We start from the raw sequence: 14,993 nt of genomic DNA on the forward strand, positions 1-14,993 counted from the left end.
TTGACAGCATGAAGAGAGTTCGCAAGGCAGTTTTCCCGGTCGCCGGTCTCGGCACGCGTTTTCTCCCGGCCACCAAGGCCATACCCAAGGAAATGCTGACGGTCGTCGACAGGCCAGTCATCCAGTATGTGGTCGACGAGGCACGCGAAGCCGGCATCGAGCATTTCATCTTCGTGACCGGCCGCAACAAGGCGGTCATCGAGGACCATTTCGACGTCCAGTTCGAACTCTATGACACGCTCGCCCAGCGCGGCAAGGACGACGAACTCGCCCGCCTGCAGCGGCTGCAACCCTCGCCGGGGCAGACCAGCTTCACGCGCCAGCAGGTACCGCTTGGCCTCGGCCATGCCGTCTGGTGCGCCCGCGAGCTGGTCGGCGACGAGCCCTTCGCGCTGCTTTTGCCTGACATGATCATGCAGTCGGAAAAAAGCTGCATGAAGGAGATGGTCGAGCTTTATGCCGAGACCGGCAACAACATCGTCGCGGTTCAGGAATGCGACCCCGCCGAGGCCCATAAATATGGCATCGTCGGCCGTGGCGAGGATACGCATCACGGTTTCCGCATCACCGGCATGGTGGAGAAGCCGAAGGCCGGCACGGCGCCCTCCAACCTATACATCAACGGGCGCTACATCCTGCAGCCGGAGATATTTGGGATTCTCGAGGGCCAGGAGAAGGGCGCCGGCAACGAGATCCAACTCACCGATGCGATGCTGAAGCTGGAGAAGCAACAGCCCTTCTACGGCTGCCACTACCAGGGGCGCACCTTTGATTGCGGATCGCCGGAAGGCTTTGTCGAGGCCAACGTCGCCTTCGCGCTGTGGCGCAGCGACATAAACGGCCGAATGGCGGGCGTTATCCGCAAGCTTCTCGACGAGATGAAACCGTCAGAGCAACGGGGCGCGGCGTTCTAATTTAGGTATATCGATAGTCAGCCGGCCGGGGAACGGCGGTTTTCCTGCGCTTCCGGCACTCGCATACCTCGATGTAGGCTGCGTTCAGGTGATCGAAGCCACCATTCTCGCCACCGCCTGACCCGAAAACTCGAGATACCCCAAACCTTTAACGGCTGCCTTACGGCTGCAGCTTCACCCCGACGAAGATGCTGTGGGCGGTGTAGTCGCGGCCCTCCAGGTTGCTGGTCTGTTTTTCAGTTCTGGCGCGGGTGGTCAGTCCGGCATACCGGTTCAGCCACCATGTCAGTCCGGCCTCGGCGCTCAGTATCAGATCATGGCCGTCGGACCCGACGTAGTCGCGCCAGCCCACGCCGAGAGCTGCGTTCCCGATCAGGTTGGCACGGATTTCCCGCTCGCCCGTCAGGAGGCCGGAGTAAAGGATGTCGCCGCTTTCGTCGGGGGTTGTCGTGCCCTCGACGGTCGTTTGTCCGATGAGGCCGATCGTGGTGCCGCGTTCCGGCGACCATCTGAGGTCGGCGTTCACCGTGGCACCCGAAATTGCCGGCAGCCGGTCGTCGTCGATCGCCTCCCGCAGCCAGCCGGCCGAGAATTCGCCGGCAAGCTTCTCGCCGAGGTCGAGCTCGGCGCCGGCCCGAACCCCAAGCCCCGTCGAGGATCGTTCGAAACCATTGGCGTCGACGCGCAAATCATAGACCCGGCGGCCGATTTCGACTTCGGTGAAGGGGGTGATAGCGGGGGAAATCTCGTAGCCGGTGCGCAAGGTGGCGGTATAGAGCGTCGAGTCACGGTCTTTCTGCGACAGCGTTCCGCCCGTCGAAAGCTTGGCGTCGCCGTAGATGTCGTGTTCGACTGCGCCGGTCAGGGCGAAGCGCATCTTGCCGGCATCCTTCTCGACCGCGAGGCTGCCGTTAATGCTCTGGCGCACCGGCTGCTCGACGGTGCCTTCGATGACGACCGGCGACGAAGCCGATTCCGGCGCCGCCTCGTAACCAAGGCTGGCGATAGCGCGCAGATCGTTGTCGAGGTCGACATTGAGCGTGCCGTCGACACGGCCCCGTGCCTCCTGAACCTCGTCGCCCGATATGGTCTTGAGAAAGATGCCATAGCCGTCGATGACAGCCGAATTCTCCCGCCAGTCGGAGATGGCATTGAAGCGCAGCGCCGTTTCGGACAGCAGGGCCGGTTTGCCTTCGGTGCTTGAATCGGCATTCGACGACGCCGTCAGGCCTTGCTCGAGCGTCGGCCTGATCACGAAGGAGCCGAGTTTGATGCCGGTGGCGGCGAACGGGTCGTCCTCGGCACTCTCGTCCTGACCTTCGATAGCTTCGGCGCGCTCGGCGCCCGGATCGAGCTGCTGCCTGTCGGCGGAATCAATGGTCACGGCACGGGGATTGGTGGCGTCCTGGTCAGTTTCGCCGGTGTCCGTGTCATCCGTCGTGGCTGCAGTCGCGGCGGCGGCCTCGGCGGCCAAGTCTTGATCGTTCGCGCGTTGCGTTACGCTCGATGGCCGGCGCGGCGGGATTGGAGCGGGCGTGTCCGCAAACGCATCATCGGTGGCTTCCAGCGGATCAAAAATGCTGCCGGTCGCGGGTGCCGTGTCGTCGTCCTGCACGGCGCCCGGGCTGGCCGGCTGATAGGTCGGCGCCGGTGCATTGCCCTGGATGGCTGCGTCGGCCCGTGCCGTCTGATCCTGGGCGCTGGCCATGCTCAATTGCCTGGTTTCGCGCTGCTGGTCGTCCAGAATCGCTGATTCCGAAACCTCGCCGCGCAGCTCGGCTACCTGGGCATAGGGCTGCGCAGGCCGCAGCAAGGCGAAGACGCTGGTCGCCAACAGCAAGGCGTAGACCGCCTTGCCGTTTCGCCTTCCTTTCTTTTCATGCTGGGCCCCGGACATTGCCACCACTGCTTGCGCGGCGCCCGCGCGCCATACTTACCGAACCGTAAATAGGGATGGTTAATGGAGGGTTGAGGCGGCGTTGGTTTAAAGCCCCGCTGGATGGCAATTCCGTTGGACAGGCGCGCAGCAAAGCGCTAATCGCATCAGCCATGCATGCGGGATCCCAAGACAAGAAGCGGTTCGACGGGCAAGCTTCGATCGCCTCGGCGCTCAGAACGGTAGCGACCGAGCAGGCCGGTGTCGCGGCGCTGGCGGCCGCGCTCGAAAACGGATTGACCGAACCGTTCGCGCGCGCCGTCGACATGGTGTCGCAGATCGAGGGCCGCGTCATCGTCACCGGCGTCGGCAAGAGCGGCCATATCGGCTCAAAGATCGCCGCGACGCTCGCCTCGACCGGCACGCCGGCTTTCTTCGTCCATCCTGCCGAAGCCAATCACGGCGACCTCGGCATGATCGCCAGGGACGATGCCATCATCGCCATGTCGTGGTCGGGCGAGAGCCGGGAACTCAAGGGCATCATCGCCTATTCCAGGCGCTTCTCGATTCCGCTGATCGCGGTCACCGCCGGAGAGCGATCGGCGCTGGCGCGCGCGGCCGATGTGGTGCTTTTGCTGCCGCGTGCGCCGGAAGCCTGCCCGCATGGCCTGGCGCCGACGACATCGACGCTGCTGCAACTGGTGATCGGCGATGCGCTGGCCATCGCGTTGCTCGAAGCGCGCGGCTTCACGCCGGATCATTTCCGCACCTTCCATCCCGGCGGGCAACTTGGCGCCAATCTGACGCAGATCCGCGACATCATGCATGTCGGCGACAGGCTGCCGCTGGTGCCTTCCGGCACTGGAATGCGCGAAGCGATCCTCGAATTGTCGCGCAAGGGGTTTGGCTGCGTGGCAATAACCGCTGCGGATGGTGCGCTGATCGGCATCGTCACCGACGGCGATATCAGGCGCCACATCGGCAGCAATCTTCTGGCGATGAGTGTCGATCAGGTCATGACCAAGGAGCCGAAGACGGCCGGTCCAGATACGCTGGTGGCGACGGCGCTGCAGACGATCAACAATTCGGCCATCTCCAGCCTGATGGTTGTCGAGGGCGGACGGCCGGTCGGACTTGTCCATCTGCACGATCTGCTGCGCATCGGCGCGGCCTGAGAGCCCGTTTGGAAACTCTACTCTGGCGGCCATCTGATGGCGTTTTCTGCGCTTCCGGCCTTCGCCGGCCGAAGCACTTATGAGCGGTCGTGGCAGTTAAAGCTACCGGTGCTCACGGACCAGCGCATGACCCCGGAAACCCATTTCGGTTTCCCGGAAAGGATCATGCGCAAATGCAAAGTGTTAGAGCGTCCTTTGCGCGTCCAATTGGACGCGCAGCGCTCTAATGTCCGCTGCGCGCCGGTTCTCGAAACCACCACCATATGACTCGCCAGAGCGAATTTCGAAACAGTCTCTGACAGAGGCTCAGGCCTGTTTGAAAAGTCGCCCGCCGAGATCGGTGGGATCGGTCCTAGACCGCCTCGACCGTCAGTTCCAGATCGGTGTCGGCCGCGCCCGTCACGCGCACCTGCGTGCCGGCCGGCAGATCGGGGCCGGAGACGCGCCATAGCGTGTCGCCCAGCTTTATGCGGCCGCGGCCGTCCTTGATGGGCTCGGCCAGTGTCGCCATCCTGCCGATCATTTGTTCGCCGCGGCGGTTGAGCAGTGGCTGGTCTGTCGGGTCGTGGCGTCCGCCCGCCAGTCTCTTGCCGACATAGGTTGAAACCAGCGACATCGCCAGGAAAGCGAGAACCTGGACCTGCCAAGTCCAAAAACCTGCGTCCCAGATGAGCAGGGAGACTGCACCGATCAGCAGCGCGGCGATGCCGATCCACAGCATGAAAATGCCCGGTGCGACGACCTCCATTACGAGGAGAAGGAAGCCGAGAACCATCCAGTTCCAAGGGCCGAGTTCGGAAATGATGCGGTCGAACATGGGACCGGCCTCAGCTCTCGCTCGGGCGAACTACGGGCGGGCGGGCGGCTTGCCGCGGCGTGCCGGCAGTGCCGTCGCCCCTAAAGACTTCCTTGGCGATCTCGCCGATGCCGCCGAGCGTGCCGATCAGCGACGAAGCTTCCATCGGCATCAGCACAACCTTGCTGTTTGTGGCGGAGCCGATCCTGGTCAGCGCTTCGGTGTATTTCAGCGCGACGAAGTAGTTGAGCGCCTGCACGTCGCCCTTGGAGATCGCTTCCGACACCACCTGCGTGGCGCGGGCCTCGGCCTCGGCGGAGCGTTCGCGCGCCTCGGCGTCGCGGAAGGCGGCTTCCTTGCGGCCCTCGGCTTCCAGGATCTGCGACTGCTTGAGGCCTTCGGCGTCAAGGATCTGCGCGCGCTTGTTGCGTTCGGCCATCATCTGGCGACCCATCGATTCGACGAGATTGGCCGGCGGGTTGATGTCCTTGATCTCGACACGAGTGATCTTGATGCCCCAGGGGTGCGCCGCCTCGTCGACGACGCGCAGCAGGCGTTCGTTGATGGCGTCGCGGTTCGACAAAAGCTCGTCGAGGTCCATCGAACCCATCACGGTACGGATGTTGGTCATCGTCAGGTTGAGGATGGCGTTCTCCAGCCCAGCGACCTGGTAGGCGGCCTGCGCGGCGTTGAGCACCTGGTAGAAGGCGACGCCGTCGACGGCGACGGTGGCGTTGTCGCGGGTGATGATCTCCTGGGTCGGGACGTCGAGCACCTGCTCCATCATGTTCAACTTGGCGCCGATGCGGTCGACGAACGGCACGATGAGGTTAAGGCCGGGGCTCAATGTCTTGGTATAGCGGCCAAAGCGTTCGACGGTATAATTGTAGCCTTGCGGGATTGTCCGGATGCCTTTGAAAAGCACGAGCACGACAAGAGCGACAAGAACAAGAAGCGCGATATCGAAACCACTGAAATCCATTTGGCCCTCCCTCAGATGCCGAGCACATTAGAGCGACGCGCGTCCACTGGACGCACAAAGTACGCTCTAACTTTTATACCTGCGCATCGTGCTTTCCGAAAATCGATTCCGATTTTCCGCCGATGCGGTAGACGTTTCAACGCAACCGACTTCACCAAACACTTAAGTGTGTTTCAGAAATGTTACAATCGGGTGATCGCGAATTGTCGGCGTATGGGCGGCCGGGCTAGCGGCGCTCGATTATGTCCGCTTCAAATCCAGCCCGACAGTTCGCGCCGCACCATCGCCTCGATCACCGCCATGCCCTCGGCACTGTCGTTGAGGCAGGGGATGTGCGCGAACTTCTTGCCGCCGGCATGGTGGAAAGTCTCGGCCGCCTCTCTGCCGATCTCGTCCAGCGTCTCGATGCAGTCGACAGAAAAGCCCGGATTGATGATGGCGATCGATTTCACGCCTTCTCCGGCCAATTTCTCGACCGTCTTGTCGGTGTAGGGCTGCAACCATTCCTGAGCACCGAAGCGCGACTGGAACGTGGTGATCAGCCTCTTCTCATCCCAACCGAGCTTTTCCCGCAGCAGCCGGGTCGTCTCCAGGCAATGGGCCTGATAGGGGTCACCCTTGTCGGAATAGGGTTTCGGAATGCCGTGATAGGAGGCGATGACCACCTCCGGCTCGAAATCGAGCGTCGCCAGATGGCGCTCGATTGAACGGGCAAGCGCCTCGATATAAACCGGTTCGGCATAGTAGGGCGGCACGCTGCGGATCGCCGGGGCGCGGCGCACCTTCATCAGCGCGCGAAACAGCTGGTCGTTGGCGGTCGCGGTCGTGGTCGCGGAATATTGCGGATAGAGCGGAAAAGACAGAATGCGGTCGCAGCCTTGCGCGACCAACCCTTTGGCGACGCTCTCGGTCGACGGATTGCCGTAACGCATCGCCCAGTCGACGATAACGTCGGGCAGGTCGCGCAGCGCCTCGGTCAGCTTTTCGCTCTGGGCGCGGGTGTAGGTGCGCAGCGGCGACTCGTTGCGCTGCCGGTTCCATATCCTGGCATAGTTGGCGCCCGACTTCTTCGGCCGTGTGGTGAGAACCAGCCCGTAGAGGATGGGGTACCAGATCGCCTTGTTGAGCTCGATGACGCGCGGATCGGACAGGAATTCCCTGAGGTAGCGCCACATCGGCTTGAATTCCGTGCCGTCGGGCGTGCCGAGATTAACCAGCATGACGCCGATCCTGCCCGCCCCGACCGGCGGCTGTCCTGCCGGCTGCGGGCCGAGGCCCTTCGCCGCCGCGGCCTTGGGATCGACAGGGTTGGAAAGCGTCATTAGGGATCTCCGGACACCGCGCGAAACTAGCGATGCCGCGCCGGTTTTCAATGCAGCGTCTGGCCGCACCTTATCTTACCTCGGGCGGAAAGCAGAAAACCCGCCCGGTTCCCCGGACGGGTTTTCCAGCAATGACGGAAGAATTTAGTTTGCGGCCGGGATGGTCAAGGTTGCGCCGACCGGAAGGCGGCGCGGCTCATAGTCCTTGTTGGCGTCCGAGATCGTTTTCCACTTGGTGCCATCGCCATAGGCCTTCTCCGCCAGGTCCCAATAGGTATCGCCGGCAACGATCACATGGCTGCTTTCGGCCGGTGTTGCCTCGGCCGGCTTTGCCGGCTCGGCAGGCGCAGCCTCGGCTGGTTTGGCCGGTTCCGCCGCAGGAGCCGGTGCCGCGGGTGCCGTCTCGGTCGGTTTAGCCGGCTCGGCAGGTGCCGGCGCTGCCGGGGCGGGTTCCGCCGGGACGGCTGGCGGCGTCGTGGCGATATCGTCCGAACCAGCCGGCGGTTCGGGCATCGCCGGCTCCGCGGTTGCGGCTGGAGCCGTTTCTGCCGGCTTTGCCGGCTCGGCCGGAGCAGGCGCGGCTTCAGCCGGCTTGGCCGGTTCCTGGGCCGGTTCCTGGACCGGTTCCGCCGCGGCGGCGGCCGCGATCTCGGTGATACGGCCATCGAGCTTCGGCGTATAGGGCCGATGCGCGCCGAGATAATCGGCGACCACCTGTTCGAGGCCCGGACCGTAATCGTAGGCGTTCTTGGCCTTGTCGGCGAATACGTCGTAGCCATCGCCGCCCTGGCGCACATAGTTGTTGGTGGCGACCAGGTAATCCTTATCCGGATTGATCGGCGTCCACGCGCCGCCTTGCATGACTTCGACCGACTTGACGCGCCCGGCATTCGGGGCGGCCGATTTGTCGAATGAATACTTCAGGCCGGCAACCTGTGGGAAGCGGCCGGCGCCGTCCTCGATCTGGCTGAGACCGTTCTCTAGCCCGGCAATCAGATCCTTGCCGGAAATCTGGAAGGTCGCCACTGTGTTCTGGAATGGCAGCACGTTCAGCACTTCGCCCATGGTGACGGTGCCCTGGTCGATCGAGGCGCGCAGACCGCCGCCATTCGTGATGACGATCTCGACACCCTGGTCCTTGACGCGGTCAAGGACGGCATCGGAGACGAGATTGCCCATCTCGCACTCGCGGGTGCGGCAGTTCTCGCGGCTGCCGTCGATCGCCTTGGTGGTTTCGGCGACCTCCTGGTTCTTCAACGCCTCGATCGGAGCGCCGAGCTCCTTGATGCGGGCAAGCACGGCGGGATCCGGCGTGATCGACTTGTCGAGGTAGATCGGGTCGCCGCTGGCTTGCTTGACGACGCCGTTGTCGTCGAACACGACCTTGAACTCGCCGAGATATTTCGAATAGGACGCTGCCTGGACGACCGGCACCTTATAGCCGTCCGGATTGTCGACCATCGTCGGGTAGGGGCCTTCAGCCTTGGGGTCGGTGTTGGACAAAAGCGAATGGCTGTGGCCGCCGACCACCACGTCGACACCCGGAATCTTGGCGATGACGTCGCGCTCGCGCTTGTAACCGATATGGGTGACCGCGATGATCTTGTTGACGCCTTCTCCCTTCAGCTTCTCGACCTCGGATGTGATCGACTTGACGTCGTCCTCGATCGTGACGTTAGGGCCTGGCGAAGCGAGCTCCGGCGTGTCGTTGGTGATCGCGCCGACGACGCCGATCTTCTGACCGCCGACCTCAATCACGATCGACGGTTTCACGCGGTCACCGAGCTTGGATTGCTCGTCGGCCTTCACATTGGCGCCGAGCACCGGAAACTGGATCATGTCCAGGAATGGCGCCAGCGCCGCCTCGCCGTCGTCGAACTCGTGATTGCCGACCGCCATGGCATCGAATTTCATCTGGTTGAGGAATTCGCCTTCGGTCTTGCCCTTGTAGGTGATGTAGAAGAGCGAGCCCTGGAAGTTGTCGCCCGCGCTGAGCAGCAGCACATTCTGCCCCTCGAGTTTCTTGCGCTCCTGGGCGATCGCCGTGATCAGCCGCGCCGCGCCGCCGATGCACTCGCCCTTGGTCTCCTCTTCGGCCGAGCAGGTCGATTCATATTTGTTGTTGCTTTCGATGCGGCTGTGCCAGTCGTTGATGTGCAGGATGTTCAGCGTGTAGTCGGCAAAGGACACGCCGGCCGACAGGCCAAGCGTGGACACCGACAGGGCGGCAATAGCGGCGATCTTCTTCATCTTCGTCTCCAGGATGACCTGTTTAACGCCCTTGCTTGACTGGAACATAACAGCCAGCTTTTTGCCCATGTTCACATCGGGTTTTAGGTGATGCAAGCGGAATCGGGGAGAGCTTTGCCGGCGCAAAAAGGACGGCGGCTCAAGCCGCCGTCCTTTGCAAAAGCAATTCAGTATGGGCTCAGGTGCGTCGCGTCAGCACGAAGTTCTGTCCGCTCGCGCTGGTGCAATTAAGCTGGGAGGTGGAGATCAACAAGCAGTTGAAGCTGATCGGCGTCTGGCGGATCAGCGAAGTGCCCTGGATCTCGACCGAGGTACCGCCGGTCATGGTGTAGCTGCCGTCGGCAAGTTTCTGGCCGGTGTCGGTCGCGACGGTGTTGAAGCTGCCGCCGGCGAAGGTCGACAGGCCCGTGCCTTGCGCGTCGATCCATGAGCCTTCGACCGGGCTCCGCGTGGCCAAAGGCGGCCCGCCCGGGCCGGCGGTGGTGCACGCCGCCGAGGCGGCACAGGCCGCGACAATGCCGGCCGAAAGCAATTTGCGCGCAATCGTCATCATCAAAATCCTCTCCTCTCGCATCGGCCCGAAAATCGATCCGATTTTTCGGAAAGCACGATGCGTACATTTCAAGCGCTGGAGCGCGCTTTGTGCGTCCAAATGGACGCACGTCGCTCTGGCCCACCTTCCTTCAATCGCCCGATTTCCAGGCGATTGCAAGGCAGTGAGACATTGCTATCGAACGAGGATATTGCACTATCGAACGAGGATGTTGCGGAATTGCCATGGGTCGTTCTTGTCGAGGTCTTCCGGGAAAAGACCAGGGCGGTTATCGAGCGGCGTCCAATCGGTGTAGTAGCCCCTGATCGGCCCGAGATAGTGGGACTGCACTTCCAGGCAGCGCCTGTAGTCCATCTCGTCGGCCTCGACGATGCCGGCCTCGGGATTTTCCAGCGCCCAGACCATGCCCGCCAGCACTGCCGACGTGACCTGCATGCCCGTGGCGTTCTGATAAGGCGCCAGCTTGCGCGCTTCCGCCAGCGACAGTTGCGAGCCGTACCAATAGGCGTTCTTGTCGTGGCCGTAGAGCAGCACGCCGAGCTCGTCGACACCGTCGACCAGTTCGTTCTCATCGAGCACGTGATGTACGGCTTGTGCCTTGCCGGCGGCGCCGAACATCTCGTGCAGCGACAGCACGGCGTCATTGCAGGGATGGTAGGCGTAGTGACAGGTCGGGCGATATTGAACCTTGCCCTTCTTGCCGCGCAGGGTGAAGAAGTCGGCGATCGAAATCGACTCGTTGTGCGTCACCAGGAATCCGTATTGCGGTCCGGGCGTCGGGCACCAGCTGCGCACACGCGTGTTGGCGCCCGGCTGCTCCAGGTAGATCGCGGCCTTCGAGCCATGCTTGTGCTCCTTGGCGTTCTTCGGCATCCACGTTTCATGCGTGCCCCAGCCGAGCTCTGCCGGTTGCAGGCCTTCCGAGATGAAGCCTTCGACCGACCAGGTGTTCCAGAACACATCCATCGGCTTCGGCTTCTTGGTGCGCTGTGTGTCGCGCTCGGCGATGTGAATGCCCTTGACGCCGGCCTTTTTCATCAGCCTGGCCCAGCCTTCGCGATCGTGCTGCGCGGGCTCTGAGAACTCGAGGCCAAGATCGGTGGCGAGGTTGACCAGCGCCTGCTTGACGAACCACGAGACCATGCCTGGATTGGCGCCGCAGGTGGAGATTGCGGTCGCCCCGCCGGGATGCGCCTGCTTTTCTTCGATCATGGATTCACGCAGCGCGTAGTTGCTGCGGCTGGCATTGTCGGCCTTGGGGTCGAAATAGAAGCCGAGCCATGGCTCGACGACGGTGTCGATGTAGAGCACACCAAGCTTGCGACAGAGCCGCATCAAATCCACTGAGCCGGTGTCGACCGACAGGTTGACGCAAAAGCCCTGGCCGCCACCTTTGGTCAGCAGCGGCGTCAGCAGCTTCTTGTAGTTCTGCTTGGTCACCGCATCCTGCATGAAGGTGATGTCGCGCTCGTCGAGCAGCTTGCGGTCGGTATCGCGTGGGTCGATGACCGTCATGCGCGACTTGTCGAAGTTGAAATGGCGCTCGATCAGCGGCAGCGTTCCCCGTCCGATCGAGCCGAAGCCGATCATCACGACAGGGCCGGTGATCTCACCGTAAACGGGCCAGTTTTCATTCGCCATTTTATCGATTACTCCCTCAGATAGGCTGAAAAGCCGGGCAAACAGACGCAAAGCGGAGCATTTTTTTGCCCGACCGCCACGCGCTACAACCACAGATCATTGTCATAAACCAGCGAAAAGCGCCAACCTCGGCTACGCTCAGTTGGCTACGTGGTTAAGGCCAAAATCGTGGATGGCGAAGCTCAAGCAAGGCTCTCCTCAAAGATTGCCGGCGACTCGCGATGACGTGATCGCAATGCCAAATCAAAGGGAGTGGATCAAAATGGCGAGCCGATTGAAGTGCATCACCGGGAGATGCACCGGAAGCTGGCGGATGGAACTTGGGCCTTTTTATCGACCATCCGTCGAAGCGGACCCTCTCGCTTTGCGCTATGCATGCGCGCAAGCCTCGCAGAGACCCGAAAGCTCCACCGTGGCCGACTTGGTTCGGAAGCCCTGCCGTCGGGCAATCCGGCGCAGCACCCGCTCCAATGCCGGGTCATGAACTTCACTTGCCCGCCCGCAATTCGCGCAGATTGCAAAAGCGGCGCGCCCGTGGGTGCCGCATTCGCTGGGGAGGCAGAGCGCAAACGCGCTCAGGCTCTCGATCCTGTGAACCAGGCCCTCCTCGATGAGCCGATCCAGAGCGCGATAGATCTGTAGCGGTGAGCGGAGCCCTTCCTGGCGAAGAAGTTCAAGCAGTTCGTAGGCCCCCATCGGCCTCTCGGAGCGCGTCAACGCGTCGAGCACCAACTGCTGGTTGCGTCCAGGCATCCACTGTTCCCTCGTGTTCCAACAACGGTGACCGTTAGTTATAATATAACGTTTTCGATTGACGAACGTGATAACATAACATAACGGATCGTCAAGAGCTGGGCTGACTTTGATGGCTCCCGCGGAGATGGATCGAATGGCTGCCTGTGTGATCTTTCAAGACCTGACGCTGGGCCACAACAGCCATCCCGCCGTGCATCACCTCGATGGGATCGGCCGGCCCGACGATCATCTGTCGGCGGGCGCGATCTACGTTTTCTTCCATCTCTGCCGGGATGCGCGGCTGCTCGCCACGAGTCCGGCACATCTCCCACAGAACCGCTTGAACAAAGGAGTTGATCGAATGTCCAGGACGCTGAAGCTCGCCGCCGTGATGGGCGTCATAACATCGTTGCCAATCATCCCGTCGGTGGCCGCGGCCGAGAACCTCAAGGTTGTCGCCAGTTTCTCGATCATTGCCGATTTCGCCAAGAATGTCGGCGGTGACCGTGTCGACATCATCACGCTGGTCGGCCCGAATGGTGACGCCCATGTCTACGAACCGAAGCCGGCCGACGCGGCCACTGTCGGTTCTGCCGACGTGGTGCTGGTCAACGGCCTCCAGTTCGAGGGCTTCCTCCAGCGTCTCGTCGAAGCGAGCGCGACGAAAGCGCCGGTCGTGGAATTGACCAAAGGCGGCGAGGTGTTGCGCAACACCGAGGAAGAAGGTCACCACGATCAGGATAAAGCCGCCAAGGGCGAGGCAGGGCACGCCGCGGAGGCGAAAGAGGGCCATGAGGAAGGGCACCATCATCACGGCGAGTCCGATCCCCATGCATGGCAGTCGGTGCACAATGCCGAACTCTATGTGAAGAACATCGCCGATGCCTTCTGTGCCGCCGATGCGGCCGGCTGTGACACTTATCGGGCCAATGCCGAATCATACGGCCAGCAGCTCGAGGCACTGGAAGAGGAGATCAAGGCTGCTGTAGCTGAGATCCCCGAGGACAAGCGCACGATCATCACTTCCCACGACGCCTATGGGTATTTCGAGCACGAATACGGCATAAAATTCCTCGCACCGGAGGGCGTCTCCACCGAATCTGAGGCCTCAGCCGCGGACGTCGCGGCCCTCATCAAACAGATCAGGCAAGACAAGGCTTCGGCAATCTTCGTTGAAAACGTCACCAACCCCCGCCTGATCGAGCAGATCGCCAGCGAGACGAGTCTGAAAATCGGCGGTGAACTCTACTCCGACGCCCTGTCGGACGAGAACGGCCCGGCGGCGACCTATCTTGAGATGATGCGGCACAACATCACGGCGATCAAAGGCGCGATCCTCGGAAGCTGATCGCCGCGCCACGACGGAAAGGCGGAGCAATCCGCCTTTCGTCGACCGCAATCAGTTATGTAATAACATCCAAGGGAGAATACCGTGAAGACAAATTTGGCGTCAGCCACGGCCATCGCGCTGCTTCTGTCTCTATCAACAAGTGCGGGCCTTGCCGAGGAGGTGACCGCCTGGCGCCTCTTCATCTCGGATCACGCGGATCCGAAGGTGATCGTAATCGATGCGGTCGATGGCGGAAAGCTCGACACGTTTAAGATCAAAGGGCCGACGTCGCTCCATCGCAGCGAAAGCGGCCGGACCGTGTTCGCCGTGCAGGGCTCGGCCGGCGTCGTTACCGGGATCGCGAGCGGCATTTCCTTCGAGGACCACGGCGAACACGGCGACATCGACGTCGAAGCGCCGAAGCTTGCCGGCGTCGAGATTACAGGCAAGAAGCCGTCGCATTTCGTCGAGCATGACGGAGACTTCGCCGCTTTTTTCGACGGCGAAGGTGTCGCGCGTATCATCTCTGAGAAGGTCGTCCTGGAAGGCAAATCGGACTTCAGGGAAGTGAAGACGGACGCGCCGCAGCACGGCGTCGCAGTTGCCTATGGCTCCCATGTCCTCCTCTCGGAGCCGAACAGGGAAAAGCCGGACGAACTCCCGGTCGGCATCAGGGTCGCTGACGAAGCCGGCGCGCCGATCGGCGGCATCCACGCCTGCCCCGACCTCCACGGCGAGGCGTCTTCCGGCAATATCCTGGCTTTCGCCTGCGCGACCGGCCTGCTTGTCGTCAGCCATGGCGACGGCACCCCGGCGATCCGTCATCTGCCCTATGCCGACAGCCTGCCGGATGGCAAAACGACGACGCTGATCGGCGGCAGGGGCCTGCAATATTTCCTCGGCAACTACGGCGCCGACAAGGTGGTGCTGATCGATCCGACGGTCGAAAGCGACGCATTCCGGCTGATCAGCCTTCCGACGCGCCGCGTGCATTTCGCGATCGATCCTGTTCGTCCCAAGTTCGCCTACGTTTTCACTGAGGACGGCCAGCTTCACCAGCTCGACGTGGTCAAGGGGGAGATCGCAAACTCGCTCAAGCTGACCGATCCCTATTCGATGGACGGTCACTGGAGCGAGCCGAGGCCGCGCGTCGCGGTCGCCGGCGACAGGATCGTGGTCACGGATCCTTTGAAAGGCGTGCTGCGTCTCGTTGACGCGACGTCGTTCGAGAAAGCCGGCGACATTGCTGTCGAAGGCAAACCCTTCAACATCGTCTCCGTCGGCGGCTCCGGTCAGACCCACGAAGGCGAATAGTCGCTCCTCCCAAGCGGCTGCCGCGCGTCCGGCCCATTCTTTCTCGGGCCGGACGCATCTACCGCAGCTCGCAAGGAAAACCATGCTCGAAACACAGTCATGGGC

Annotated in this window: 12 protein-coding genes; 4 read left to right on the forward strand and 8 right to left on the reverse strand. The window is 62.2% G+C overall.

The window, feature by feature from the left end:
* Nucleotides 1-8: 8 nt before the first annotated feature.
* Nucleotides 9-914, forward strand: a complete 906-nt coding sequence (gene galU, locus AC0L14_RS10525; protein WP_287211435.1) for a UTP--glucose-1-phosphate uridylyltransferase GalU — start codon at nt 9-11, stop codon at nt 912-914.
* 160 nt (nt 915-1,074) lie between these two features.
* Here galU and AC0L14_RS10530 read toward each other — a convergent pair whose 3' ends face one another.
* Complete coding sequence (locus AC0L14_RS10530; protein ID WP_473529548.1) at nt 1,075-2,811, reverse strand: outer membrane beta-barrel protein; 1,737 nt, start codon at nt 2,809-2,811, stop codon at nt 1,075-1,077.
* Nucleotides 2,812-2,963: 152 nt separating this feature from the next.
* On the opposite strand from AC0L14_RS10530, the gene AC0L14_RS10535 reads away from it, so the two are divergent.
* Nucleotides 2,964-3,965, forward strand: a complete 1,002-nt coding sequence (locus AC0L14_RS10535; protein WP_473486422.1) for a KpsF/GutQ family sugar-phosphate isomerase — start codon at nt 2,964-2,966, stop codon at nt 3,963-3,965.
* Between the two features lie 352 nt (nt 3,966-4,317).
* On the opposite strand, the gene AC0L14_RS10540 is transcribed toward AC0L14_RS10535, so the two are convergent.
* The 7 genes from AC0L14_RS10540 to AC0L14_RS10570 all read right to left on the reverse strand — a co-directional run bounded on the left by AC0L14_RS10540 (nt 4,318) and on the right by AC0L14_RS10570 (nt 12,262).
* Nucleotides 4,318-4,782, reverse strand: coding sequence for an NfeD family protein (locus AC0L14_RS10540; protein WP_473486423.1), 465 nt, complete (start codon nt 4,780-4,782; stop codon nt 4,318-4,320).
* A gap of 10 nt (nt 4,783-4,792) precedes the next feature.
* Nucleotides 4,793-5,743 (reverse strand): SPFH domain-containing protein, encoded by a 951-nt coding sequence (locus AC0L14_RS10545; RefSeq protein ID WP_123149656.1) that lies wholly within the window; start codon nt 5,741-5,743, stop codon nt 4,793-4,795.
* Nucleotides 5,744-5,994: 251 nt separating this feature from the next.
* Nucleotides 5,995-7,065 carry a ferrochelatase gene (hemH, locus tag AC0L14_RS10550; RefSeq protein WP_473749412.1) on the reverse strand — a complete coding sequence of 357 codons (1,071 nt, stop codon included), beginning with the start codon at nt 7,063-7,065 and terminating at the stop codon, nt 5,995-5,997.
* 144 nt (nt 7,066-7,209) lie between these two features.
* Nucleotides 7,210-9,315, reverse strand: coding sequence for a 5'-nucleotidase C-terminal domain-containing protein (locus AC0L14_RS10555; RefSeq protein ID WP_473749414.1), 2,106 nt, complete (start codon nt 9,313-9,315; stop codon nt 7,210-7,212).
* Between the two features lie 178 nt (nt 9,316-9,493).
* The gene (gene omp10 / locus AC0L14_RS10560) at nt 9,494-9,865 is read right to left on the reverse strand and encodes an outer membrane lipoprotein Omp10 (RefSeq protein WP_473749536.1); all 372 of its coding nucleotides are present in this window, start codon (nt 9,863-9,865) and stop codon (nt 9,494-9,496) included.
* Nucleotides 9,866-10,063: 198 nt separating this feature from the next.
* The gene (locus AC0L14_RS10565) at nt 10,064-11,509 is read right to left on the reverse strand and encodes a homospermidine synthase (protein ID WP_473527140.1); all 1,446 of its coding nucleotides are present in this window, start codon (nt 11,507-11,509) and stop codon (nt 10,064-10,066) included.
* 369 nt (nt 11,510-11,878) lie between these two features.
* A complete protein-coding gene (locus AC0L14_RS10570) occupies nt 11,879-12,262 on the reverse strand; it encodes a Fur family transcriptional regulator (RefSeq protein WP_473749416.1) in 384 nt (127 codons plus the stop codon).
* A gap of 343 nt (nt 12,263-12,605) precedes the next feature.
* On the opposite strand from AC0L14_RS10570, the gene aztC reads away from it, so the two are divergent.
* Both aztC and aztD read left to right on the forward strand, forming a co-directional pair.
* Nucleotides 12,606-13,592 (forward strand): zinc ABC transporter substrate-binding protein AztC, encoded by a 987-nt coding sequence (gene aztC / locus AC0L14_RS10575; protein ID WP_473527268.1) that lies wholly within the window; start codon nt 12,606-12,608, stop codon nt 13,590-13,592.
* An 84-nt stretch (nt 13,593-13,676) separates the two neighbouring features.
* A complete protein-coding gene (gene aztD, locus AC0L14_RS10580; protein ID WP_473749417.1) occupies nt 13,677-14,888 on the forward strand; it encodes a zinc metallochaperone AztD in 1,212 nt (403 codons plus the stop codon).
* Nucleotides 14,889-14,993: the final 105 nt, after the last annotated feature.

It is taken from the genome of Mesorhizobium sp. WSM4841, assembly GCF_055811515.1.